Consider the following 23,269-nt stretch of genomic DNA (forward strand, 5'->3'; position numbering starts at 1 on the left):
CATGTCCGACGCCATTCGCTCCGTCCTCGACCGCTATACCGAAGGGACGCGCACCCGTGATATTGACACTCTCAAGGGCGTCTTCCACCCGCAGGCGATCATGTCCGGGTGGCTCGGCCCCGACTATCTGATGGGGGGGCCGCAACCGTTTTTCGATGCGCTGGCCGCCAATGAGGTTGGACCGGACTATGCCTCCCAGGTTGAATCGGTGACTGAGGATGGGCCCATCGCCACAGCGGTGGTGGCGGAGCAGAACCTGCTCGGCCTGTCGTTTACCAATCATTTTCACCTGACGCGGCAGCCCGATGACACCTGGCTCATCACGGCCAAGCTGTTCCGCCACGGATGAGGTTTCAGCCGCTCACTGTCGCCGAGGTGCGTAAGACGACGCGCGATGCCGTCGTGGTGACCTTTGACCCGGCGCCGGGATTTGAGTTTCGAGCGGGCCAATACCTGACCTTTCGACGCCTGTTTGAAGGCGTTGAGGTGCGGCGCAGCTACTCCATCTGCGCGGCCCCTGGCGAGGCCTTGCAGGTGGGGATTAAGCGGGTGGACGGCGGCGCCTTTAGCACCTGGGCCAATGAGGCCTTGGCCCCCGGAGACCGGATCGACGCCATGCTCCCCATGGGGCGCTTCACGCCGGAAATAGAGCCTAATACAGGGAAACACACGCTTCTGATCGCGGTAGGGTCTGGGATCACGCCGGTTTTGTCCATTGCCCAGGCGCTCCTCCAGGCGGGTGGTCGTGTGACGCTGCTCTATGGCAACCGGGCCGTGAACACGATCATGTTCCAGACGGAGCTAGATGATCTGAAGTCCCGGTTTCTCACGCGCTTGGCTGTCGTGCATGTGTTGAAACAGGACGCGCAGGATATCCCGTTGTTCACCGGGCGATTGGATGGGGCGAAGCTGGACGCCTTATTTGCCGCTTGGGTGCAGATCGATACGGTGGATGAGGCCTTCCTGTGCGGACCGGAGAGTATGATGGACGTGGCGGTGGAGCGGTTGGTCGCCCACGGTCTGCCGCCCGAGCGCATCCAGACGGAGCGCTTTGTGGGGACCCAAACCGGACGGCTGCCCCAAATCACTCGGGCCACTGTGGCGGCCAAACCGACCGAGGTGACCCTACGCCTGGACGGCGCAGCCCATGTCGTGACCATGGAGAGGGACCAAAGCCTGCTGGAGGCTGCCTTGGAGAACGCGATCGACGCGCCTTACGCCTGCAAAGCTGGGGTTTGTTCGACCTGCATGTGCCGCGTGGTCGAGGGTGAGGTCGAAATGGTGCAAAACCACGCCCTCGAAGACGATGAAGTCGCCCATGGATACGTGCTGTCCTGCCAAGCCTATCCGTTGTCCGACCGTGTCGTGGTCGACTACGACGTCGGCCATTGACCCGTTCGCCCGGGGACCGTTGTCAGACCCTATGAAGGGCGGGACCAGCCCGTCATGGGAGGTTGCCAGCGCACGGTTCTAAAACCCGACCTGCCATGGTGCGGGGCAATCAGGTCTCGGACTTCAAGCCGGGCGCAGTCATGCTTGGGTTGAACTCCGTCACGCGGTATTCCGCTACACCGGCGCGCTTGAACGGGTCTTGATCGAGAACGCCTTCCAGCTCCGCCTTGCTGGCCGCCGTGGCGATGATGACACCCCCGGTTCGCGGGACCTTTGCCCCCGAGGCCAGGAAGAGGCCGCGTGCGTAGCAGGCCTCCAACCAGTCAACATGCGCGTCGATATGGGTTTCGACCGTGTCGAGGGGCACGACATAGTGCAGGTCCACGACGAAAAGGGTCTGTCCTTGGGGAATGGGGGGCATGGGCGGCTCCGCTGGATGGTGCTTAGGAGGATCGGCAGAGGCGGTCATCTCGTCAGCCGATCCTACGGTAGGCGGCTGATCCCGCCAAGGGTCAGGGCGGCAACAGTTTTGGCGTAGGCGCGGCGGGCCTCCGCATCCGCATTGGGCGACCACATGTAGAACCAGTTGAGCATCCCGAATACGCTCATGGTGGCCTGTCGCAGGGTGTCGCCCTCCAGACTTGGGGTGGTCTGTTGGAGGACATCGGACAGGCGACGCACCATGTCGCGCTGATACCCGCGCAGGATCTGCACCTGGGCGGGCGGTAGAACGGCCATCCCCTCGGTCTGGATTCGGTGTTCGTGATCCATCCCCTCGTAGGCCAGAAGGGTCTCGGTCAGCAGGCTTGTGAGGGCAGCGCCCGGGTCCTGGGGCAGCGGCGTGTCACAGAGACGCGCGCGCAGGGTCGACAGATAACTGTCCAGGATATCGAACAGCAGGGCGTCTTTGCTGGTGTGGTAGTGATACAGGTTCGCCTTGGACACCCCGCATTCCGCCGCCACCTGGGCCATGGACGCCCGGGCATAGCCCTGCTCCGCAAAGACGCGGGCGGCGCCGCGCAGAATAGCAGCTCGTTTGGCATCGTGGTCTCGGGCGATGGTGCGCGCCATCATCTGTCTCCTGTGGTGGGGGCCGAACCGGCGGGGGCGAGGGCGCGATGCATCACGATTTCGACCGGTTGTCCACGACGCGCCGCGCCTTCCCCTGGGAGCGCTCCACCCCGCCGGGGTCCGCTGCTATGATATCGCAGGACACACCGACGATATCCTTGATCGCCTTTTGCAGAGACTGTTTGCACGCCTCTGCGTCGCCCCCAGGCAGCGGTTCGACATGGACGCGCATGGCGTCCATCTGTCCCTGCTTCACAAGCTCGATCTGGAAATACGGGGCCAAACCGGGTGTGGCCAACACCCGTTCTTCGATCTGCGTGGGAAAGACATTCACCCCGCGCAGGATGATCATGTCATCGGACCGGCCCGTCACCTTCTGCATCCGGCGATGGGTGCGAACAGTGCCCGGCATCAACCGCGTCAGGTCCCGCGTGCGGTAGCGTATGACGGGCATTCCGGTCTTTGTCAGGGTGGTGAAGACCAGTTCCCCCTCCTTTCCGTCGGGAAGGACGGCGCCGGTTTTGGGGTCGATCACTTCTGGCAAGAAGTGATCCTCCCAGATGTGCAGCCCATCCTTGGTGTCGACGCATTCCTGGGCGACGCCGGGGCCCATCACCTCCGAGAGGCCGTAGATATCGACCGCATGCATGTCGAACGCTGTCTCGATTTCGGCACGCATGGCGGGGGTCCAGGGTTCCGCGCCAAAGATCCCGACCTCCAACGGACAGGTGCGGGGATCCAGGCCTTGGTGTCGGTACTCCTCCAGGATGTTGAGCATATAGGACGGCGTGACCAGGATGGCTTTTGGTCGAAAATCCTCGATCAGCTGGACCTGCCGCGCGGTTTGCCCGCCCGACATGGGGATGACCGTCGCACCCAGTCGCTCGATCCCGTAGTGGGCACCCAACCCACCTGTGAACAGGCCGTATCCATAGGCATTGTGGACCAAATCCCCGGGCCGGACCCCGGCGGCCCTTAGGCAGCGCGCCACCAGATCGGCCCAATGGTCGATGTCCTCGGCGGTATATCCAACCACGGTCGGCTTTCCCGTCGTGCCGGAGGAGGCATGGACGCGGGCGATCCGCTCTCGCGGGACGGCGAACATGTCGAACGGATAGCTTTGGCGCAGGTCGTCCTTGGTGGTGAAGGGCAGCTTTGCGAGGTCCGCCAAGGTTGTGACCGTCTCAGGCGTGATCCCTGCGGCGTCGAACTTCGCGCGATAGAGCGGCACATTGGCGTAGACGTGCTGCAACGTCTGCCGCAACCGTGTCAGTTGCAGGGCTTCCAGGTCCGCACGGTCCAGTGTTTCTGCCGGGTCCAGGGATCCGGGGGCGGGGGTTAGGTCTTTCATGGGGCCTCCTCGAACACCTGGCCACGGATGGTGCGGGACATGCCGCGAAACTCGGCCACGACGCCGCTCGGGCCGGTCACGCGCACGTCGTAGATGCCGTTTTTCCCTTGTTTAGAGACTTCTTTTGCCTCCGCCGTCAGACAGTCGCCCAGGCGTCCAGGCGCGATGAAGCTGACCTGGGCATGTTGGGCGACGGTCACCTCATTTCGGCTGTTGCAGGCAAAGGCGAAGGCGCTGTCGGCCAGGGCAAAGATCACACCGCCGTGGCAGGTCCCATGGCCGTTGCAATGGTGCGCGGCGATCGTCAGCCGGAGGGTGGCTGTGCCTTCGCCGACCGCGACACGCTCCATCCCCAACCATTGGGAGGCGGCGTCGCGATTCCACATGGCGTCTGCGGCGCGGCTGGCGCGGGTCTCGGGGGTCATGGTGTGAACCTCGGTGCGCGTTTGGCCAGAAAGGCCGCGACACCCTCTGCATAATTCGGATGCTGCCCGCAGGCGCGCTGAAGCTCCGCTTCCAGGGCCAAATGTGTGTCTAGGTCTTGGCTGCCCGCCGCTTGGATCGCCACTTTCGCGGCGGCCAGACCGTTGGTTGGCCCCTCTGCCAAGCGCGCCGTCAGCGCCCGTGCCGCGTCCATCAACGCATCTCCGGGGAGGGCTTGCCAGATGAGACCCCAATCGGCGGCTTGGGCGCCCGTGATCGGGGTTGCCGTCATGGCCAGGGCCTTGGCCCGCGCCTCCCCAAGACGGCGCGTCAACTGCCACGACCCGCCCGCATCGGGGATCAATCCGACTTTGGAGAAGGATTGGATAAAGCGCGCGTCTTCGGCGGCCAAAACGATGTCACAGGCCAAGGCCAGGTTTGCGCCCGCTCCCGCTGCTACGCCATTCACGGCACAGATCACCGGCAGCGGCAGCGCCCGCAAGGCGCGCACCAGTGGGTTGTAGTTTTGGGTCAGGGTCGCGCCCAGATCCGGTGGGCCGTCCATCTTGGCCGGGTCGCGGTCGCCCAGGTCCTGCCCCGCACAGAAACCGCGCCCGGCCCCTGTCAGCAGCAGGGCGCGCTTGGTCGCCGCCCCATCCACCGCCGCGCGCAAGGCCGCATGCATGTCGTCATTGAACGCGTTCAGCCGCTCGGGCCGGTTCAGCATTACCTCGACCCAAGCGCCATGGTCCGTGATCAGAACAGAGTCCTGCATCGCGATATCCTCCCGCGGGAACGGTTGCATTAAACCGACCGGACGGTCAATAATACTTTCAAACGGGGAGGAGACGTCCATGTCGCTGATGCAGGTCCATAGCTTCGCCGAAGGCCGCTGGGTGCCCCCGGGCCCTGAGGCGCGGCTGATCGAACACGCCGTGACCGGCGCCCCCATGGCCGAGGCAGGTGGCGTGATCGACGCCGAAGCCATGCTGGACCACGCACGGCGCGTCGGGGGTGCGGCCCTGCGGGTGATGACGTTCCATGACCGGGCTCGGATGCTCAAAGCGCTGGCCTTGCATCTGCGAGAGCACCGCCAAGCGCTCTACGACCTCAGCTTTGCGACGGGGGCGACACAGGCGGACCATCTGATCGACGTGGATGGCGGTATCGGGACGATGTTTGTCTTTGCGTCTAAGGGACGGCGTGAGATGCCCGATGCCCATGTCTACCTTGATGGTCCGCCGGAACAGCTCAGCCGCGACGGCACTTTCCTGGGACAGCACGTCTGCGTGCCGCTGCAAGGTGTGGCCGTCCAGATCAATGCCTTCAACTTCCCGGTCTGGGGGATGCTGGAAAAGCTGGCCCCGACCCTACTGGCGGGCGTCCCTGCCATCGTGAAACCGGCGACGGCCACCTGTTATGTCACGGAATTGGCAGTGCGACTGATGCTCGACAGCGGGCTGCTGCCCGAAGGCGCGTTGCAACTGGTGACCGGAGGGCTGGGCGATATGCTCGACAGGCTGGGCCCGCAGGACGCCGTCGGGTTCACGGGGTCTGCGGCCACGGCCCTGCACCTGCGGTCCAACCCAAACCTGCTGCGTCAATCGGTGCGCTTCGTGGCGGAGCAGGACAGTCTGAACGCGTCGATCTTGGGGCCGGATGCCCTGCCTGGCACACCAGAGTTCGACCTGTTCATCAAGGAGGCGGCCCGCGAGATCACCACCAAGGCCGGGCAAAAGTGCACGGCGACCCGTCGCATCCTGGCCTCCGCCGACCGGACGGAGGCCGTTGTCGCCGCGCTGTCGGCGCGCCTGTCCAAGATCACCGTAGGCGACCCGCAGGTCGAAGGGACGCGCATGGGCGCGCTGGTGTCGCGGGCGCAGAAGGCAGACGTGCTGGAGAAGGTGCGCACCCTGGACGCCGAGGCGGAGCGGGTGTTCGGCGACCCGGACCGTTTCGCAGAAGCACCCGGCGCCTTCCTGCAACCAATGTTGTTCCACTGCGCAGACCCGGATGCTGCCGCGCGCCTTCACGACACCGAGGCTTTTGGCCCCGTCTCGACCGTTATGCCCTACCGCGACATGGACCACGCCATCGCGCTGGCCAATCGGGGGCAGGGGAGCCTCGTCGCCTCGGTTATCACCCATGACCCGGCTGTGGCGCAGCAGGCCGTGCAGGGCATGGCGGCCTGGCATGGACGGCTGTATTTCAACAACCGCGACAGCATGGGCGAGGCAACGGGCCACGGCAGCCCCATGCCCCATATGGTCCATGGCGGTCCCGGTCGCGCGGGCGGCGGAGAGGAATTGGGTGGTGTACGGGGCGTTCTGCACTACATGCAACGCACGGCGGTGCAGGGCAGCCCCACCCTGCTACAGGCCATCGGATCCCGCCATGTGACCGGTGCCGAGACACATCCAGGCCCTACCCACCCGTTCCGCCGCACCTTCGACGACCTCACCATTGGGGAGCGTCTGACCACGGACGCACGGACTGTGACGCTAGAGGATATCGAGCATTTCGCGGCCTTTACGGGCGACACCTTCTACGCGCACATGGATGCTGAGGCTGCTACGCGGAACCCGTTCTTCCCCGGGCGGGTTGCCCATGGCTATCTGATCCTGTCGTTCGCGGCGGGGCTGTTTGTCGACCCTGCGGAAGGGCCGGTCCTCGCCAATACCGGGTTGGATGCCCTGCGCTTTCTGAAACCGGTCGAGGCGGGCGCCTCGATCCGCGTGCATCTGACGGTCAAGGGCAAGACACCACGCACCGATGACTACGGTGAGGTGCGCTGGGCCGTTGAGGTGGTCGACGGTGCCGATGATGTCGTGGCGGAATACGATCTTTTGACCATGGTTGCCCGTGGCGGATGACTTGGCACCGGCGCGCGCCGTCCCTACACCGGAGCCATGGATGACTTTGACAGGCTGATCGCTCACCTACGGGACGGCCAGACCCATCGCACGTGGTCTGTGTTAGTGACTGTTTTTGGCGATTTGGCGCGCGTCCCGGGGCAGGAGGTCGGATCACCACTGCTGTCACGGCTCTGCGCGCCCATTGGGATCAGACCCGAAGCCCTGCGCGTGGCGCTGCACCGTTTGCGCAAGGACAATTGGGTGAGCGCCCGGCGCGCGGGACGCCATTCCCTCTATGTGTTGACCGAGGAGGGGTTGCGGCAGTCCAGGGCGGCCAGCCCTAAGATTTATGGGGTCCATGGTGGCTCACGGGCCTATCTGGTTCTGAGGGACGACGGCGGTGCTGTGCTTGCCCCCACTCCCCCGACTAATGAATGGAGCGTCCCCTTGAGCACCGCCCCGCCGGATTGGCTGCGGGCGCAGACCTGCCGGGAGGGCACGGCAGAGCTTGCCGCAGACACGCGGCGCCGGTTCGCCGCGCTCCAGGCGGAATTGGCCAAAACCCCAGTGTTAGAGCCTATACAGATCGCGGCTCTTCGCATTCTCGTCGTGCATACCTGGCGCCGGGTCGCCCTACGCCTGCCCGATCTGCCCGATTTCGCTTTGCCGGGCGGAGACGACATTCGCCAAGCGCGGGGCCTGTTTCAGACCCTCCTCGCGCGCCTGCCCGCACCTGCTGTGGATACGCTCTAGTAGTTGGTCAGAAGGGGCGTGCCCAAGATCAGGGTGGTTCCGATCCATGCTCTGGAGGACTACGGCGAAATTGATCCGTCCTCCTCAGATGGCTAGAACCAAACGCGCGTAGCCGAAAACCGCCAGCAATCCCGCGCATACCTCGCCGAACTGCGCCTTCGGACTTGAAAGTGAATAGCTTGAGATGATCAGCGGGATCTCCGCTGGCAGCCGGAGGCCTTTGCACAGTCTGGGCGCCATCGCGAGGTCGGACCAGGGTCGCATCAGACAGACGGCGCGGGGTGTGAGCGGCCCAATCGCGATCTCAGCCAATTATGGCGCACCGATCACCGTGGCTCGCCTATGCCTACCATGGATAGAAGGAGCGTAGGCGTTGTGCCAGGATTTGGCGAAGTACAGGCTAAGCGCCTTGTGCAAGCGGATGTAATCCTAGGCGCCGGAGCAATAGCTGGGCATAGGGCGTGTTTGCCTGGCCCCAATTGTCTCGGCGGCGATAGTGCAGCGTGAGGAGCGTTCCACTGACGGGCGTCCAGGCTTGCAGTGGGGGCAGCTTGTTGGACAGGCTGATCGGGAGGTGCCCGGCAAAAGTACCGATGATAGAGTTATCGAAGGCCGCAATCCCCGCCGGGTTGTCGCGCGAGGTAGTCTCTACTTCAATCACATCCAAGCTGATCGTTCCCATCTCGTGGGCCATTCGGGTGCGTCCCGACGGCAACGCGTATCCTGGACACGTCTGGTGCGGCGCCTGCTAGGTCCAAGCTATCACTTTCCAGCCTCCAAACGGCAAGCTTCGCACAGGGTTGGGACAATCCCGCATCTTCGTGGCGGCACCTGTTTACGGCTTCACTATCCTCGCCGCAGGCGACCGGGGTTGTTTTCAGCGGCGGTCTCGCGTCGTTTGCTGCGCCGGTCACTTCGCTTGTGGTCAAAAACGGTGGTGCCAAGGGGTGCATGCCGAGATTGCTGCCGTCTTACCGTCGGTCTTCGCCGTAGCAAGCGTGTCCGAAACGTTGGCAAACAGCGCGAGGCATCACTCGGTTCAATCGGGGAGATTGGACCCAGACGATAATGCCAGTCTGCCCAGATGGGACAGACAAGGTCACGCTCGGCCAAACAAATAACCAAGGGCCGGCGGCGTAGCGTTCAAATCCGTCCCTTTGATCTAAAGAAGAGCCGCGCGCACTGACGTCGCATTAGGAACGGAGGGCGTACGTTACCCGTCTCACGCCAAACCGCAGGTCAGATGGAGCAAGGCCGCAAAGAACGCGCCGGAGCGTACACCCAACCCAAAGGTAGAAGGCCGTTTGGCATTCACAGCGTATAGCCGCAAAGGCAGCCCGCGCCATTCGCGCTAGTGACCGTCGAAACGCATCACCCCATCGCCCTTTGGCTCAGCCTTGAGACTGCTTACGGCATGGGTGCAGACGCTCTAATGCCATGTCTTGGCCTCGGCCCTGCGTCTCACGCCGATTATCTAAGAATGGTTGCCACCGTGATCCCAGCGGGCGAAGGACGACAGATGGCGGAACTATTCGATGACTGACTGAATGATTGCGCCGACGTCAACCCGATCAAGTTGCTCCTAGCCGGAACTCTCCCGGCAAAAGCGGTGAACGGAGAGTTCCTTCCCCTGGTCCAGGCTGTGAACGCGGGCCACTCAATACCGGGCCTTGTCCACGGCTGCTAACTCCCTTGCGCTATTGTATGACAAGCGGCTGTTCATGGCTGACTTGATCGGCAGCCCGCTGCGGACGCTGGGCGATTAGAGCGAAATCATAGCTGACGTAGAAGGACGGCGCCGAACACCTTAATCGGGTCGGCTCGAAGGGGGGAATGATGGCGCCGGGTCGCCACCCGTTTCGCGGAGTGCTGGTGCGCCACAGTGGTGGATAAAGCTAGCGCGGTGATTGTCGCACGTTGAAAGACAGCACCAACGCATGGCTGGTCGCCGTAGAAACCTTGCTAGTGTATTGTTGGTCTAGACTCCATAACGGACATCGGCTTCGCGCAATGACGCCAGGCCGCCGTTTAGCTCGGCAGCATGGGGCTGCATTTCAACGCCGCAGTTCTCAGTCACTCGCTCAACGGGGCTCGGCACCGCAATGGAGCGTGACGGATCTGTCAGACAAACTGCCAGGGATACGGATGAGTGACTTAGCGTGTTAGGCGATTGCGATCACACCCAAAACGGTGGTTGGGCCGTCTGACGCTCGTATGAAGTTCTCGCTCAATACAGTCGGAGACCGTCCGCATCGCCGAGGGTCAAACTGATTGAGGCCAGAGTGAGCGTTGGCACGTTTGAGCCGTTCACTTGCGCGCGGGATAACGCTGACGCGAAGATGTGTGCCAACGAGAGCGTTTAGCGATAGCCCATGGTCAAGATGATAAAGCGTGTTTGGCTTGGCGGGGATGGCCCCGTCGGAAGCATTGTCAACGCGGCAAAAGTCGAGCACCACATCTTCGACGGGTTCCACGCTGACTTATGATGGCCCCGCCCCGGCCCCGCGCCGGGGCCCCGCTTGTTTGGGGCGCCCCCTTGAGGTGTGGGCCCCGGAGCAGGTCCGGGGCAGGGCGACTGACCCCATGGCGTCATAACAACACTCTTCAGTAACCTCACCACCCAACAGAAGCAGATCACATTGGCTTCGCCGTGCCCCGTCATGCGGATTCTGTTCTCTTGGGCCACTAGCCTTTTATCCCACTGCCAACGCTACGCTGACCCCGGTCCATGACTGGGACATGGTCGGTGCGCGGGTGTGGGCGCGGCTCGATACCTGCGAGAAGCATTGGACCAAACCGGTCCCTTGGAGGTTCTTTCTATACACCTTCCGTCACCTGCTCGTCGGAGCCCCCTCTGTTGTTCATCATCGCCTGCCCCTTGGGCAAGCTTTGGTTCGTCCAGGGCATCGTTTGGATGCCGTATTTCTCGCCGTTGACGACAACCGACATTGCCAGAGCCCGGGGATGACGCTGGTTCTATCAGCCGGTGTACATTGGATTTCTAACTACTTGCTGGCTTTGAGCCGGCCTCTGGTTTCAGGTCATAAACGTCATGGCCGACTTGCGCACGGTCCTGTGCAGTTACGACGAGACGGCGCAGATCGGCGGCCTCGCGACTTGAACTGTCCTGAAGGAGATCATGATCGATCTATTGACGCCGGCCCATCTCTGGAGCGTGGGCGCCTTGATCGGCACCGCTTTGGCTGAGTCTAAGACCCGGCGCTCCGGAGAAGCGTTAAGGTAGTCTACGGGGTTCTGCTGTGTCTCGGCGGTTTGCTTATGGTGACGTCCATCGCCCATGTGCTCTGCAGCTCGCTGACGTGGTTGCTCGAGGTCTCCAACGTGAACCTCATCCTTAGTGGGCCTACGTCGGAGAGCGAGCGCTATGTCCTGGAAGACGGTTGGTTCCGTGGGCGCGACAGCTATCTGGCCGTCATCTTCGTGGTCTGACGATGGTTTTTGGTATCTGCCTAATGACGCGGTTCCTCGAGAGTCTGTCCAAAGACTTCATTTGGTGTCTCGGATCGCCAGCCTAAATGCGTGCCAGATTTGTCGAGACGTGGCCATGCTCTTAGGACGGCCCGCTTTGATTATCCTAGCGACCCTTTTGTCCAGTGGCTCATTATTGGGTGGGTTCGAAGAGATAAGGGTCGAACGGACTACGCCGTCCGACTGGCGGGGGCTCTGCCCCCGTACCCCCGACATATTTGGGGGACATCGAAAGGAGGCGGCTGTGCCCTGGATGACGTTGCTCGGACGATGAGGGCAGAAGGCCAGACGGGTAACTAGGGTTCTGAAATAACTTTCTATCGAAGCAGACCTGAGGACGGTGTTTGGCGATCGGGGTCGTGGTCTGCATTGCGCGGTTGCGTAGTATCGTGCGTCGGCATTGAGGGTCTTGCTCTGAGATGCGGAGCCGCTGGATGTCGTTGCGGATAGTCTGGGTCAATTCCCATGGGTGTGGGGGCTATCATCGCAGCCTGTTGCAAGTGGATGAGACGCGCCACACGCCCCTCAACGATAGAAATGACAGCGAGGGTGAGGGGCAGCGTGTCATCTAAGGTGCCGTATGGGGACTGTGCTCGAATGTTGGCGTTTCTGACCGCTGTCGCGGCGGGGTTCTGATTGACGATGAGACGATGCCGAAGTTTGACCGTCACCGATTTGGAGGAGATCTCGGACGGCGTGATTGACATCGGGACAGGGATGTATCGCTGATTGAGCCGGTAGACCCGGACATCGCCTGAGTGGTCCGGGCCTACGACATCTATCGGCGTACCTCCGCGCTTAGGATTATTGCCTTTGGATTACGGTCTTCGAAGCTGTCGCAGGCCGATGAGATCCGCAGGATCGAAGAGGTCGTGGGCATCTTTGACATGATTGTTTTGCAGAACCGCTAACCCCGCCGGTTGTCCCGTGGGCAGCGAAATAGTGTCGCAATCAGGCGAAGGCTATGAGCGTGGCCACCCGGATCGTCAGTATGGAGGTTGGGCATATCCGGCACGTGGGCACGCTTGCTCAGCACGATCGCCACCCGGCCAATACCTTCGTTGCAATGCTCAACGGTGCGCCCTTCACAGGCTAGATTGAGGAGGTGCCGAAGATGGGCAGATCAGCTTGGCGTAGGGTGGATCCTTGGCCTTGCCGCTCGGATCGGTCGACGTCTTGCCAGGATTGTCGCTCGACGATCTGTACCGGTTACTTGGGCATCGCGGATCGAAGGGCGCGTGAGCGTGTAGGGGCCTCCGGGGCCCGCCCCTTTGATCTACATCGAACCGTCTTCGGGCGATGTCATCGCAAATGCCGACGGTCCTCGTCTGCGCAAGTTGTGTATCTGTTCGACCTGGCAATCTGCGGGGCAATTCCTTGGGTAAAGGTGCGGATCTGTGCGTTGCGCATCACGCGTGTGGTGCGCACCCCTAGCCTACTGTGGCCATGGTGACCGGCGGGACAAGACGGCTCTAGCTCCAGAGATAGGCGCCTCTCGTCCGTCAGATTTGCTCAAAGGCGGTCGGGAGGACGAAAGGGCTGAAGAGGCGGCAGTTTTGTTTGCTGACGTCGATGCGTTCTCGTCCAATGCCGATGAAGTCGCGCAGTGGACGGTTTAGTAACCGAGGCGCGGGCGGCTGCGGCCCTGTCCGATCCTTCGCGGCTGGACGTGGCCCTGACGGAGCCGAACAGAGGTCAAACCTGTTTGTGCGAGGTTGCCTACCTTCCCCGTCTGGCGGGGTCGGGTCGTTCCAGGTGTTGAACTGCCTCCATATGACTATGGGTGCCCGCTGTGCTGGGACTCTATTTTGGGGTAGGAGGTCCATCAGCCACCGCAGCCCGACTGGTTGATGGGGTGCGTTCGACGTTTTGAGGAACCGCACCGATAGCCTGCTCGCCGGGACCTGTATTGAAGGTCATCGATATTCAGACCGGACTGCGCGGCAGCCGCAACCAGCGGCTCTGCGCACTCGATCCTTTCCCGAAACCCTGCTGTTGTTCCATCGGCTTGGTCGCGGACCATACATCCACCACGGCCCGCTAGTGGATTTGGTGTCGATCTATGCCGCCCCAGGAGCGCCCGCGCGGGCGTGGGCGATAGACCCCGACGGGTCCGGCAGGTTGCGTAGGGGGACCGTCACGATCTGGCCGTCTGCGCCTTGCGCATGCTCTGAAAGGGTGTTCCTCTGAAACCATGATCGGGGCGCAGATAACGACGCTCCGCCAAGCAACTCCGGGAGAGATATATGCTTCGCACGACCGCGATCTTGACCACGCTGGCCCTTGTGGCTGGCGCCGCCAATGCGGAAACCCTGCGCTGGGCGCGGGCTGGTGACAGTCTCACGCTAGACCCCCATGCCCAGAACGAAGGGCCGACCCACACGTTGGCGCATCAGATCTATGAGCCGCTGATCATCCGCGACCATTCGGGGGCGTTCCAGGCGGCGCTTGCCACCGATTGGGCGCCCAAGGCCGACGATCCGACCGTTTGGGTCTTCAACTTGCGTGAAGGCGTGACCTTTCACGACGGCAGTGCCTTCACCGCCGAAGACGTTGTGTTCAGCTTTGAGCGGGCCAAGTCCGAAACCTCGGCCATGAAGGAACTGCTGACCTCGATCACCGAGGTGCGCGCCGTGGATGACCTGACGGTGGAGTTTGTGACGGATGGGCCCAACCCGATCCTGCCGAACAATTTCACCAACCTGTTCATCATGGACAAAACCTGGACCGAGGCGAACGGTGTCACGAAGGTGCAGGACATCGCCAATGGCGAGACGACCTTTGCCGCGACCAACGCCAACGGGACGGGCGCCTATACGCTCACCTCGCGGGAGCCGGACGTGAAGACGGTGTTGGACGCCAACCCCGATTACTGGGGCATCGGTGAGTTTCCTCTGGCCGTGACCAAGATCGAATACACGCCGATCCAGAACGCCGCGACACGGGTGGCCGCCCTGTTGTCGGGTGAGGTGGACTTCATCCAGGACGTGCCGGTCCAAGACCTTGGCCGTGTGAACGACACCGATGGTCTGGTGGTGAAGACGGCGCCCCAAAACCGCACGATCTTCTTTGGGATGGATACCGGGTCCGAGGACCTGCGCTCCACCGAGGGGAACCCCTTTGCTGAGGTGAAGGTGCGGGAGGCCATGAACATGGCCATCAACCGTGACGCGATCCAGCGCGTCGTGATGCGCGGCCAGTCCCAGCCCACGGGCGTCATCATGCCGCCCTTCGTCAACGGTTGGACCGAAGCGCTGGACGCCACGCCCGAAGGCGATATCGAGGCCGCCAAGGCCCTGATGGCCGAGGCCGGGTATGGCGATGGCTTCTCGGTTCAGTTGGATTGCCCCAACGACCGCTATGTCAACGACGAGGCTATCTGTCAGGCCGCCGTGGGGATGTTGGGTCAGATCGGGATCACCGTGAACCTGAACGCCCAATCCAAGGCGCTGCACTTCCCGCTGATCCAGAATGAGACGACGGATTTCTACATGCTGGGGTGGGGTGTTCCGACCTACGACTCGGAGTACATCTTCAACTTCCTGGTCCACACCAAGGGCGATGATCGCGGATCGTGGAACCCCACTGGGTTCTCAAACCCAGAGGTCGATGAGATGATCAAGTCCCTTGCCGCTGAAACCGATCTGGACGCGCGCAACGAGAGCATCGCGAAGATCTGGGAGGTCGTGAACGGTGAGACCCTCTACCTGCCGCTGCACCATCAGGTGCTGAACTGGGGTATGGCCGAGACCGTGGGCACGGAAGTGTCGCCAGAGGATGATCCCAAATTCAAGTTCTTCGAGATGAACTAATCGTCTCAGACAATCGATCAGGAGAGGGGCCCCATGCGGGCCCCTTTTTTGTTCCGGAGGTTGGCGGTTTCGTGCCGTGCCGAGACGCGGTTTGATCGACGTCAACGCCCTTGGACAAGGCCCATGACACCGGGGGGCAAATCCTGCGCATCGCCTGTCAAACCACTCTCAGGGTGTCACGGGGATGCCACATCGCGCGTGTTACGGCCCCGGCGGGGCAGATGCGCCAGACGATCGACCGGAGGGACAGGCATGGACCATTCTATCGACACGCCCGGGACGGGGGTGCACCCGCTCCGCCCGTTGTTTGACCCCAAGGGCGTCGTCATCGTCGGGGCCAGTCCCCGCAGCGCGTCGGTCGGGGGGCATTTGGTGCGCAAGCTGACGGCCCAATTCGCGGGACCTGTCTACCTGTTGAATCCCAAACACCGGAGCATCGACGGCCAGTCCTGCTTCCCCGATGTGGCCTCTCTGCCGGGACCTGTGGATCTCGCCGTGATCGCGTCGCCTGCGGCGACGGTTCCAGATATCCTGGCGGATTGCGCGCGCGCAGGGATTTGTCAGGCGGTCGTGATTTCCGCCGGGTTTGGCGAAGCGGGGGACGCGGGGCGCGCGTTGGAGGCGCGGGTGCGCGATGTGGCCCGTGTCCATGGCATCCGCTTTGTCGGCCCCAATTGCGTTGGGCTGCAGCGTCCCAGCAGCGGCCTGGACGCGTCTTTCCTCAGGTCCATGCCGCCTGCGGGGCGGTTGGGTCTGGTATCACAATCGGGGGCGATCTGCTCCGCCATCGTGGATTGGGCAGGTCCAAACGATCTAGGATTTTCGTCGATCATCTCGCTTGGCAACGGCGCCGATGTGGGGTTCGGAGAGGCGATTTCCTTCCTGGCTGCCGACCCCCAGACCGATGCGATCCTGCTCTACGTAGAGGGGGTGCGCGATGCTCGGCGGTTTGTCAGCGCGTTGCGCGCCGCCACGCGCGTTAAGCCTGTGGTGGTGCTGAAATCTGGTCGGGGGACCGCGGCGGCTGTGGCGGCCACGACCCACACGGGCGCATTGCTGGGGTCGGATGCGGCCTTTGACGCCGCGCTAGAGCGGGGTGGGGCCGTGCGGGTCGAGACCTTCGGTCAGCTTTTCGCCGCGGCCGAGATTTTGGGGTCCGGTCGCCGGGCGCAGGGTAACCGTCTGGGGATTGTCACCAACGGCGGCGGCGCGGGCGTGCTTGCCACCGACCGGGCCGAGGATATGGGCATAGACTTGCCTGCGCCATCCGCCGACACGCTTGCGGCCTTGGATGCTGTGTTGTCACCCCATTGGTCGCGCGCGAACCCCCTGGACATCATCGGTGATGCCATGCCTGAGGCGTTTGAGGCGGCGATCCAAGCGGGTCTCGACGATCCGGCCTTTGACGGGTTGCTGATTATCCTGATCCCCCAGGCGATCACCGATGCAACGGATGTGGCGCGGCGGGCTGTTGCCTTGGCGCAGGCCAGGCCGGACAAGCCGGTGTTGTTCTGCTGGATGGGCCAGACCTCTGTCACCGATGCTCGGCGTGTCATTTCGGCGGCGGGCTTGCCGGATTTCACGACGCCGGAGCGCGCCGCCGAAGCCTTCGCCTTCCTGGCGCGCCATGCCCACAATCGGCGCCTCGCCCAGCAGACGCCCAGTGTCCGTGGGCGCCATGATCTAGACCCGGATGCCGCGCGCGAGATTGTGGATGACGCGCTGGGGGCCGGTCGATCCATGCTGTCCGATGGTGAGGCGAAAGCCGTCTTGCAGGCCTATGGTATCCCCGTCGGGGCCACCCGCCGGGCCGCCTCCCCCGATGCCGCGCTGGCGGTCGCAACGGAGCTTGGGTGGCCTGTCGCGGTCAAGATCGATTCACCCGACATCAGTCATAAGTCCGACGTGGGTGGGGTGCGATTGGGGGTGGCAACGCCCCAGGATCTGCACGCGGCCTTCGCCGCAGTGACCGATGCCACCCGCCAAGCACGGCCCGAAGCCCGGATCCAAGGGGTCACGATTGAACCGATGGCCAAGGTCCGCGACGGGCGGGAGCTGTTGATCGGCGTGTCCCGCGATCCGGTCTTTGGGCCGGTGATTGCCTTCGGCGCTGGCGGCACGTTGGTCGAAGTCATGCGTGACAGTGCCGTGGCCCTGCCGCCCCTGAACGATCTGCTGGCCGGACGCTTGATCGATGGGACCCGCGTTGCCACCCTGCTGGGCCAGTTCCGCAACTTGGCGCCCGTTGATCGGGCGCAGATCGAAGACGTTCTGCTGCGGGTTTCTCAGATGGTGGAGGATCTGCCCGAAATCGTCGCGCTCGACATCAATCCGTTGTTGGCTGGTCCCGACGAGGTCCTGGCGCTGGATGCTCGGATCGAGGTGGCGCGCCCCCCGGCGGGCCGCACGCCTGGCGCACACCTCGCCATCGCACCCAGCCCCCGGGGCACAGAACGGCGGTTTCGTCTGGAGGACGGGCGCGCCGTCACGCTGCGGCCCCTTCGGCCAGACGATGCCCAGGACAACGATGTGCTTCTGCGACAGATGCTGGCCAGGGAGGATAGGGACAGAAACCTCGATGCGCGCGCGCTCACCGCGATCACCGACCTTGCGCGTTTGACCCAGGCGGATCATGAGGCCGACCTAGCCCTGCTGGCCCGGTTGGTGTCTCGCTCCGGGGTGCGGCCAATCGGTCTGGCCTGTTCGATCCTCGACCCTGATGGGCAAACCGCCGATTGCGCTGTCGTCGTGGATCGCGCGCTGCGCGGTTTGGGTGTCGGGCGCAGCCTGTTGGCAGGTCTGATCCATGCCGCGCGCAGGCAGGGGATCGTGCGCCTGACCAGTCTCTTACGCAGCGGGAATGCCCCGATGGCGGCACTGCTGCGGGGCCAAGGCTTTGCCTTGCGCGAGGCCCCAGGTCGGCAGGGTGTTCTTTTGGCAGAGCGATTGGTGTGACCCATTTCGAGGGGTCGCGCGTTGCACCTGGTCACCCCAGGACCGAGGCCACACCATGCGCATGACCGTCTTTTCATCGAAACCCTACGACAAGACCTTTCTGTCCGCCCATGCGGAGCGAGACGGTCATGATCTGCGGTTCCTAGAGGCGCGCTTGACGCCCGAGACGGTGCGGTTAGCCGAAGGCTCCGAGGCGATTTGTGCCTTTGTGAATGACGATTTGAGCGCCCCAGTCCTGGAAGGTGCCGCGCGGGTTGGGGTTCGCCTGATTGCCCTGCGATCCGCTGGGTTTAACAACGTGGATCTGCGCGCGGCGGCGCGGTTGGGTGTGTCGGTCGCGCGGGTCCCTGCCTACTCGCCCCATGCCGTTGCGGAACATGCCATGGCCCTGATCCTGGCGCTCAACCGGCGGATCCATCGCGCCTATGCCCGTGTGCGCGAGGGCAACTTCGAACTGGACGGCCTGATGGGCGTGGACCTGTATCGTAAGACAGCCGCGGTCGTCGGAACGGGTGAGATCGGGACGGTTCTGGCCAAGATCTTGCGCGGCTTTGGCTGTGACGTCATTGCCTTCGACCCTAGCCCCAGCGCAGAATTGCAGGCGCTTGGCGTGCGCTACGTTGATCTGCCGGAGCTGTTTGGGGCGGCTGATGTGATTGCGCTCCAATGTCCGTTGACGCCGCAGACGCACCACTTGATCGACGATACGGCCATTGCCCAGATGAAGCCGGGCGTGATCCTTGTGAATACGTCCCGTGGCGCGGTGGTCGATACGCGCGCGGTGATCCGGGGGCTCAAATCCCGCCGGATCGGGGCGCTGGCTCTGGACGTCTACGAAGAGGAGGGAGACCTGTTCTTTGAGGATCTGTCTGACCGGTTCATCCCCGATGACGTCTTTGCCCGCCTCCTGACGTTTCCAAATGTGCTGATCACTGGGCATCAGGGGTTTTTCACGCAGGAAGCGCTCGACGGTATTGCGCAGACGACCCTTGGCAATTTGAGCGCCTTTGCGCAGGACGGGCGCCCCCTGCATCCTGTGGTGACCCCTGATGCGTAGCCGCGATCCTAGGGGTCTTTTGCCCCCGTCCGAACGCGGCGTGCCGGTGGGTCGGCTCTGATGCCCCTGATTGACGATTGTTGGTGCAATCGTCGTCCAAGCCCCATGGGCCGGGCGGTGTGACTGGGTCAGTCGAGGGCACGGCTTGAGGTGCGGATACCAAGCCCGCTCGCCCCGATCATGGGATAGTGACACGCGGGCCCGCGCGGTCTTCCGCTCCGCGATGGTGTCCGTGGTTCGTCTGGACCGCCGACACCCGTCTTGATTGGGCCAGACTTCATCCCGATTTGTTACGTCATGTGCCGCGTTAATGAGCATGAAAGGGAGATTTCGTGCGTTGGGGGTCTGGCTGGGTGCCGTTTGACGCGGGTCAAGGACCAATCGCTGGAAAGACTGGCAATATCGGGACGCGAACAGGGAGGTGTCAGCATGGCCGTCGGGAAGACATCAAGGGGGCGTAGCGCGACTGCGTCCAATGTGGCGCAACTCAAGCCGCGGGCGCCTAGACACCGACCGTCTGGGGCGGGTGTTTCGCCCCTAACCCCTGCGACGCCGCATGTGCCCGACCAGCATTGTTCCGGGGCCGCTCCCTCGCAGGGTGCGCCGTCCCCGTCCGGCGGATGGGACCGCATGGTCGAGTCGATGATGCAGGTGCAACTTCAAACGGCGCGCTTCGGCCTTCGTCGCATGGACAGGTCGCTGTGCTTGCCGGCGAAGCTGCTTGGGTGTCGGTCCCCGGGCGAGGCGCAAGACGTCCAGCAGGCGTACCTTCGTGATCTGCGCGACGATTGCGCGACCACCTGGGCGACCTTGGTCCAGTCCTCGGTCCAAGTCGCCATGGGCCATCCGGTCGGACCCCCACCGCAGGTCGAGGATGAGCATCACGCGACGCCCATCTAGCGGCGACCCTTGCGGCTGACCCACCATCGGCGCGGTCAGCCATAGCGCGGGGGGTCAATCGGCACGGGCCAGGGCGGCCAGCCCCGCGCTGTCCCGGACAATGAGACGAGAGACCCCGTCGCGCCGCAGGATGCCATCCTCGCACATCCGGGTCAGTGTCCGGCTGACCGTCTCAAGTGAGATACAGAGGTAGTCGGCAATATCCCCGCGCGGGGCGCCCAAGTCGATCACCGTGCCGTCGGAGCTGAGCACAGTGCTCCTGCCCTCCAGGTGGCAGAGGAAGGCCGCCAGCTTGCCGACCGCCCCCTTCCGCGCCAGCAGCAGCAGATGGTCTTGCAGAGCGGTTATCTGGGCCATGGCGCCCGCCTGCAGGCGTTGGCGCAGGACCGGATTGGTTTGGGCGTCATCCAGCGCGCTGCGCCGATGGGTCAGGACTGTCACATCGGTCAGGGCCTCGCAATCGGCCTGATGCACCGGTCCCGCCGCGTACCCTAGGATGTCGCCCGGTTGGGCAAAGGCCACCACCTGGCGACGTCCCGTTTCCAGCACGCGGGTGAGCCGCAACAGGCCGGACGTGACCTCATAGAGCGTGTCGGCGGCGTCCCGTTCGCGGTAGAGCGTGGCCTGTCGCGGCAGGTTGCGCATGGGGCGAACATGCGCCCGAGCCGTTGCAGGTTTGGGGTTGGCCATGCGCAAGATCGGTTGAACGGCGGTCATGTGTCTCTCTCCCATCTTTTTCGGGATCGACACTGTTGGCAGCCCGTCGCAGGCCTTACCTAGGGAACGTAATCATTTGTCACAAAGTGTCGTTGTAGGGTTCGCCATTTCATTCGACCGGCATTTGGTCGGTCCACGCATATTGCGCAACAGGAGGTCGCCATGCCGCTCAAGGGACGGACAATCCTTGTCGTGGAAGATGACCAGAAGGTGCGCACATTGCTGCGTCGAACCTTGGAGAGCGATGGCGCCAAGGTCCATGAGGCCAGCGATGGCACGGTCGCCATGGATATGCTGCGCGACCATGACCCCGATTTGATAACGCTCGATCTGGACCTCGGGCCAACCGATGGTTTGGACGTGGCGCGGCAAGTGCGGCAGGCCAGTGCGGTGCCCATCATCATGATCACTGGCAAAGGTGACGTCATCGACCGTGTCGTGGGGTTGGAACTGGGGGCGGACGATTACATCGCGAAACCCTTCCACGTGCGAGAGGTCCTGGCCCGGGTGAAAACCGTACTCCGGCGGGGCGCTGAGCCACCATCTCAAGTGCAAGGCCCGTCCCGGCTGCGCCTGGATGGTCTGACACTGGACCTGGACCGGATGGAAGTTCTGGACCGCACCAGACGCCCCTGTGACGTGACGACGGCGGATATACGTCTGTTGCGGGCCTTCGTGGACCATCCGATGCGGACATTGTCGCGGGACCGGCTGATGGATCTGACCCAGGGTGCGGAATGGTCTCCGCTGGATCGGGCGATCGACAACCAAGTGGCGCGCCTGCGCAAAAAGATCGAACGGGACCCGGCGGAGCCGCAGTTGATCCGCACCGTCAGGGGCGTGGGCTACATGCTGACGGAACGTCCGGTGGCGATGGACGGTTACGGCGACTGATCTGGGACGCGCCCCGGGGGCTTGGCGCTCAGCCGTCTTTGGGGAGCACAGCCCGGAACGCCTGGGCCAGGTCCGCCTGGCGATAGGGTTTGCGCAACAGGCGGGGTGCGCCGGGGATCCCCTCCAGGTTGGCCATCCCACCAGAAAAGCCCGAGGTCAGCAAAACGGCGACGCCTGGGTGTTCGGTTGCGATGCGCTGGGCCAGGTCCTCACCGGTCATGGTGCCCGGCATGATCAGATCCGTGAACACCACGCGGACATCCTTGCGGTCCTCCAGGATGCGCCAGGCCTCATCCGCGTCGCGGGCGCCGACAACGGTAAAGCCGAGCGCGGTCACCCGTTCCTCTGACAAGCGGCGGACGGCGGCGTCATCCTCGACAACCAGGACGACTTCTCCTTGGCCCACTTCGGTGATGGCTGCGCTTTGGTCCACAGGTGTCGCCTGGGCGGCATCTTCGACCGGAAAGTAGAGCGCGACGGACGTCCCCCGTCCCGGCTCGGAATAGAGGGCCACATGGCCCCCCGATTGTCGCACGTAGCCATAGACCATGGACAGTCCCAGACCTGTGCCCTTGCCCGCTGGCTTGGTGGTGTAGAACGGCTCCAACGCGCGGGACCGTTGCTCCGCCGTCATGCCGCAGCCGTCATCCATGACTGACAGGCGCACGTAGCGGCCGGGCTCGATGTCCACATCTTGGGCCACGTAGTCATCGTCGATGATCACGTTCTCGATTTCGAACTGAAGGCGACCGCCCTTAGGCATGGCGTCTTGGGCGTTGAGCGACAGGTTGATGATGGCCGTCTGAAGCTGTGTCGGGTCCAGCCGGACAGGCCAGGGCGCAGGGCCATCGCGGGTTTCCAGGCGAATGCGCGCACTCAGCGTGCGGCGCAGCATCCGAAGCGCATCGGACAACGAGGCAGCGAGGTCCAACCGATCTGGCCGCAACTCTCCCTTGCGGGAAAACAGCAACAACCGAGAGGTCAGATCGGCCCCCATCTCCGCTGCGGACAGGGCATCGTCGATCAAGTCGCGTTCGCGGGGGTTCGGATCGGACATTTCCAACAGTTCCAGATTGCCGACAATCACCGTCAGGAGGTTGTTGAAGTCATGGGCGATGCCGCCCGTCATCTGCCCGATGGCATCCATCCGTTGCGCCCGTGTCAGCGCCTCCTCCGCTTGGCGTCGGCGGGTTTGATCGTGCAAGATCCCAACGAAGATCGGCGCCCCTCCGGCCTCGGCCCGACCGACGGAAAGGTGCAGCGGGAACGTGGTCCCATCGCTGCGGAGGCCCACGAGGTCACGCCCGATCCCGATGATCCGACGTTCGCCGGTGGCCAGATGGTGATCGACGAAGCCTTTATGGCGCGCGGCCATGTCCGGCGGCATCAGCATCGCCAGATCCTGCCCGACCATGGCGTCGGGGGCATGTCGAAACAGCCGCGCCGCCGCTTGATTGACCCGCAAGATGCGCCCGCCTGCATCGGCCACAACGATGGCGTCGACGGCGGCGTCCAACAACGCATCGAGCAGCAGTCCGGAGTCGATGTCCTGCGAAAGGGGGCCGGTGTGATCCATGCCCGGAAACTGCCAGCCCAGACG

At 63.5% G+C, this 23,269-nt stretch carries 21 protein-coding genes; 13 read left to right on the plus strand and 8 right to left on the minus strand.

From position 1 onward, the window contains the following. Position 1 precedes the first annotated feature (1 nt). The gene (locus K5R33_RS09895) at positions 2 to 349 is read left to right on the plus strand and encodes a nuclear transport factor 2 family protein (RefSeq protein ID WP_220748861.1); all 348 of its coding nucleotides are present in this window, start codon (positions 2 to 4) and stop codon (positions 347 to 349) included. Beyond that, positions 346 to 1,392: a 2Fe-2S iron-sulfur cluster-binding protein gene (locus K5R33_RS09900; RefSeq protein WP_220748862.1), complete on the plus strand. Its 1,047-nt coding sequence runs from the start codon at positions 346 to 348 to the stop codon at positions 1,390 to 1,392. The genes K5R33_RS09895 and K5R33_RS09900 overlap by 4 nt, the downstream gene beginning before the upstream one ends. 109 nt (positions 1,393 to 1,501) lie before the next feature. Here the strand turns inward: K5R33_RS09900 and K5R33_RS09905 are convergent, their stop codons facing one another. From K5R33_RS09905 to paaG, 5 genes are all read right to left on the minus strand, one after another. Next, on the minus strand, positions 1,502 to 1,813 hold the full coding sequence (locus K5R33_RS09905) for a YciI family protein (RefSeq protein ID WP_220748863.1): 312 nt from the start codon (positions 1,811 to 1,813) through the stop codon (positions 1,502 to 1,504). 62 nt (positions 1,814 to 1,875) lie between these two features. Next, positions 1,876 to 2,463 (minus strand): TetR/AcrR family transcriptional regulator, encoded by a 588-nt coding sequence (locus K5R33_RS09910; protein ID WP_220748864.1) that lies wholly within the window; start codon positions 2,461 to 2,463, stop codon positions 1,876 to 1,878. A 52-nt stretch (positions 2,464 to 2,515) separates the two neighbouring features. Further along, complete coding sequence (gene paaK, locus K5R33_RS09915) at positions 2,516 to 3,814, minus strand: phenylacetate--CoA ligase PaaK (protein ID WP_220748865.1); 1,299 nt, start codon at positions 3,812 to 3,814, stop codon at positions 2,516 to 2,518. Further along, positions 3,811 to 4,239, minus strand: coding sequence for a hydroxyphenylacetyl-CoA thioesterase PaaI (gene paaI, locus K5R33_RS09920; RefSeq protein ID WP_220748866.1), 429 nt, complete (start codon positions 4,237 to 4,239; stop codon positions 3,811 to 3,813). Before paaI ends, paaK begins: the two co-directional genes overlap by 4 nt. Further along, positions 4,236 to 5,012: a 2-(1,2-epoxy-1,2-dihydrophenyl)acetyl-CoA isomerase PaaG gene (gene paaG, locus K5R33_RS09925; RefSeq protein WP_220748867.1), complete on the minus strand. Its 777-nt coding sequence runs from the start codon at positions 5,010 to 5,012 to the stop codon at positions 4,236 to 4,238. Before paaG ends, paaI begins: the two co-directional genes overlap by 4 nt. Before the next feature lie 79 nt (positions 5,013 to 5,091). On the opposite strand from paaG, the gene paaZ reads away from it, so the two are divergent. Beyond that, the gene (gene paaZ, locus K5R33_RS09930) at positions 5,092 to 7,110 is read left to right on the plus strand and encodes a phenylacetic acid degradation bifunctional protein PaaZ (protein ID WP_220748868.1); all 2,019 of its coding nucleotides are present in this window, start codon (positions 5,092 to 5,094) and stop codon (positions 7,108 to 7,110) included. 36 nt (positions 7,111 to 7,146) lie between these two features. Beyond that, complete coding sequence (locus tag K5R33_RS09935; protein ID WP_220748869.1) at positions 7,147 to 7,845, plus strand: PaaX family transcriptional regulator C-terminal domain-containing protein; 699 nt, start codon at positions 7,147 to 7,149, stop codon at positions 7,843 to 7,845. 400 nt (positions 7,846 to 8,245) lie between these two features. On the opposite strand, the gene K5R33_RS09940 is transcribed toward K5R33_RS09935, so the two are convergent. Further along, entirely contained in the window at positions 8,246 to 8,539 is a 294-nt protein-coding gene (locus K5R33_RS09940) for a hypothetical protein (RefSeq protein ID WP_220748870.1), read from the minus strand. A gap of 2,585 nt (positions 8,540 to 11,124) precedes the next feature. Here K5R33_RS09940 and K5R33_RS09945 point away from each other — a divergent pair. The 8 genes from K5R33_RS09945 to K5R33_RS09975 all read left to right on the plus strand — a co-directional run bounded on the left by K5R33_RS09945 (position 11,125) and on the right by K5R33_RS09975 (position 20,058). Beyond that, a complete protein-coding gene (locus tag K5R33_RS09945) occupies positions 11,125 to 11,295 on the plus strand; it encodes a hypothetical protein (protein ID WP_220748871.1) in 171 nt (56 codons plus the stop codon). 473 nt (positions 11,296 to 11,768) lie between these two features. Beyond that, positions 11,769 to 11,906 (plus strand): hypothetical protein, encoded by a 138-nt coding sequence (locus K5R33_RS09950; protein ID WP_220748872.1) that lies wholly within the window; start codon positions 11,769 to 11,771, stop codon positions 11,904 to 11,906. A 186-nt stretch (positions 11,907 to 12,092) separates the two neighbouring features. Further along, entirely contained in the window at positions 12,093 to 12,245 is a 153-nt protein-coding gene (locus tag K5R33_RS09955) for a hypothetical protein (RefSeq protein WP_220748873.1), read from the plus strand. A gap of 53 nt (positions 12,246 to 12,298) precedes the next feature. Next, on the plus strand, positions 12,299 to 12,430 hold the full coding sequence (locus K5R33_RS19065; protein WP_255576300.1) for a hypothetical protein: 132 nt from the start codon (positions 12,299 to 12,301) through the stop codon (positions 12,428 to 12,430). A gap of 1,150 nt (positions 12,431 to 13,580) precedes the next feature. Then, entirely contained in the window at positions 13,581 to 15,146 is a 1,566-nt protein-coding gene (locus K5R33_RS09960; protein ID WP_220748874.1) for an ABC transporter substrate-binding protein, read from the plus strand. Positions 15,147 to 15,398: 252 nt separating this feature from the next. Beyond that, positions 15,399 to 18,101, plus strand: coding sequence for a bifunctional acetate--CoA ligase family protein/GNAT family N-acetyltransferase (locus K5R33_RS09965; protein WP_220748875.1), 2,703 nt, complete (start codon positions 15,399 to 15,401; stop codon positions 18,099 to 18,101). A gap of 55 nt (positions 18,102 to 18,156) precedes the next feature. Continuing rightward, complete coding sequence (locus K5R33_RS09970) at positions 18,157 to 19,158, plus strand: 2-hydroxyacid dehydrogenase (protein WP_220748876.1); 1,002 nt, start codon at positions 18,157 to 18,159, stop codon at positions 19,156 to 19,158. A gap of 630 nt (positions 19,159 to 19,788) precedes the next feature. Then, on the plus strand, positions 19,789 to 20,058 hold the full coding sequence (locus K5R33_RS09975; RefSeq protein WP_220748877.1) for a hypothetical protein: 270 nt from the start codon (positions 19,789 to 19,791) through the stop codon (positions 20,056 to 20,058). A 54-nt stretch (positions 20,059 to 20,112) separates the two neighbouring features. Here the strand turns inward: K5R33_RS09975 and K5R33_RS09980 are convergent, their stop codons facing one another. Continuing rightward, positions 20,113 to 20,775 (minus strand): helix-turn-helix domain-containing protein, encoded by a 663-nt coding sequence (locus tag K5R33_RS09980; RefSeq protein ID WP_220748878.1) that lies wholly within the window; start codon positions 20,773 to 20,775, stop codon positions 20,113 to 20,115. A gap of 162 nt (positions 20,776 to 20,937) precedes the next feature. Here K5R33_RS09980 and K5R33_RS09985 point away from each other — a divergent pair, with 162 nt between their 5' ends. After that, positions 20,938 to 21,669, plus strand: coding sequence for a response regulator (locus tag K5R33_RS09985; RefSeq protein ID WP_220748879.1), 732 nt, complete (start codon positions 20,938 to 20,940; stop codon positions 21,667 to 21,669). A gap of 28 nt (positions 21,670 to 21,697) precedes the next feature. On the opposite strand, the gene K5R33_RS09990 is transcribed toward K5R33_RS09985, so the two are convergent. Next, positions 21,698 to 23,245 carry an ATP-binding protein gene (locus K5R33_RS09990; protein WP_220748880.1) on the minus strand — a complete coding sequence of 516 codons (1,548 nt, stop codon included), beginning with the start codon at positions 23,243 to 23,245 and terminating at the stop codon, positions 21,698 to 21,700. Positions 23,246 to 23,269 lie beyond the last annotated feature (24 nt).

Source organism: Jannaschia pagri (assembly GCF_019655435.1).
Lineage (GTDB): Bacteria > Pseudomonadota > Alphaproteobacteria > Rhodobacterales > Rhodobacteraceae > Jannaschia > Jannaschia pagri.

Coding starts and splice junctions, on each gene's coding strand:
- K5R33_RS09900 (WP_220748862.1), top strand. CDS start 346: ATGAGGTTTCAGCCGCTCACTGTCGCCGAGGTGCGTAAGACGACGCGC.
- K5R33_RS09980 (WP_220748878.1), bottom strand. CDS start 20,775: ATGACCGCCGTTCAACCGATCTTGCGCATGGCCAACCCCAAACCTGCA.
- K5R33_RS09965 (WP_220748875.1), top strand. CDS start 15,399: ATGGACCATTCTATCGACACGCCCGGGACGGGGGTGCACCCGCTCCGC.
- K5R33_RS09985 (WP_220748879.1), top strand. CDS start 20,938: ATGCCGCTCAAGGGACGGACAATCCTTGTCGTGGAAGATGACCAGAAG.
- K5R33_RS09935 (WP_220748869.1), top strand. CDS start 7,147: ATGGATGACTTTGACAGGCTGATCGCTCACCTACGGGACGGCCAGACC.
- K5R33_RS09905 (WP_220748863.1), bottom strand. CDS start 1,813: ATGCCCCCCATTCCCCAAGGACAGACCCTTTTCGTCGTGGACCTGCAC.
- K5R33_RS09895 (WP_220748861.1), top strand. CDS start 2: ATGTCCGACGCCATTCGCTCCGTCCTCGACCGCTATACCGAAGGGACG.
- K5R33_RS19065 (WP_255576300.1), top strand. CDS start 12,299: ATGAGCGTGGCCACCCGGATCGTCAGTATGGAGGTTGGGCATATCCGG.
- K5R33_RS09945 (WP_220748871.1), top strand. CDS start 11,125: ATGGTGACGTCCATCGCCCATGTGCTCTGCAGCTCGCTGACGTGGTTG.
- paaG (WP_220748867.1), bottom strand. CDS start 5,012: ATGCAGGACTCTGTTCTGATCACGGACCATGGCGCTTGGGTCGAGGTA.
- K5R33_RS09950 (WP_220748872.1), top strand. CDS start 11,769: ATGTCGTTGCGGATAGTCTGGGTCAATTCCCATGGGTGTGGGGGCTAT.
- K5R33_RS09910 (WP_220748864.1), bottom strand. CDS start 2,463: ATGGCGCGCACCATCGCCCGAGACCACGATGCCAAACGAGCTGCTATT.
- paaZ (WP_220748868.1), top strand. CDS start 5,092: ATGTCGCTGATGCAGGTCCATAGCTTCGCCGAAGGCCGCTGGGTGCCC.
- K5R33_RS09960 (WP_220748874.1), top strand. CDS start 13,581: ATGCTTCGCACGACCGCGATCTTGACCACGCTGGCCCTTGTGGCTGGC.
- paaK (WP_220748865.1), bottom strand. CDS start 3,814: ATGAAAGACCTAACCCCCGCCCCCGGATCCCTGGACCCGGCAGAAACA.
- paaI (WP_220748866.1), bottom strand. CDS start 4,239: ATGACCCCCGAGACCCGCGCCAGCCGCGCCGCAGACGCCATGTGGAAT.
- K5R33_RS09940 (WP_220748870.1), bottom strand. CDS start 8,539: ATGGCCCACGAGATGGGAACGATCAGCTTGGATGTGATTGAAGTAGAG.
- K5R33_RS09990 (WP_220748880.1), bottom strand. CDS start 23,245: ATGGATCACACCGGCCCCCTTTCGCAGGACATCGACTCCGGACTGCTG.
- K5R33_RS09975 (WP_220748877.1), top strand. CDS start 19,789: ATGGTCGAGTCGATGATGCAGGTGCAACTTCAAACGGCGCGCTTCGGC.
- K5R33_RS09970 (WP_220748876.1), top strand. CDS start 18,157: ATGCGCATGACCGTCTTTTCATCGAAACCCTACGACAAGACCTTTCTG.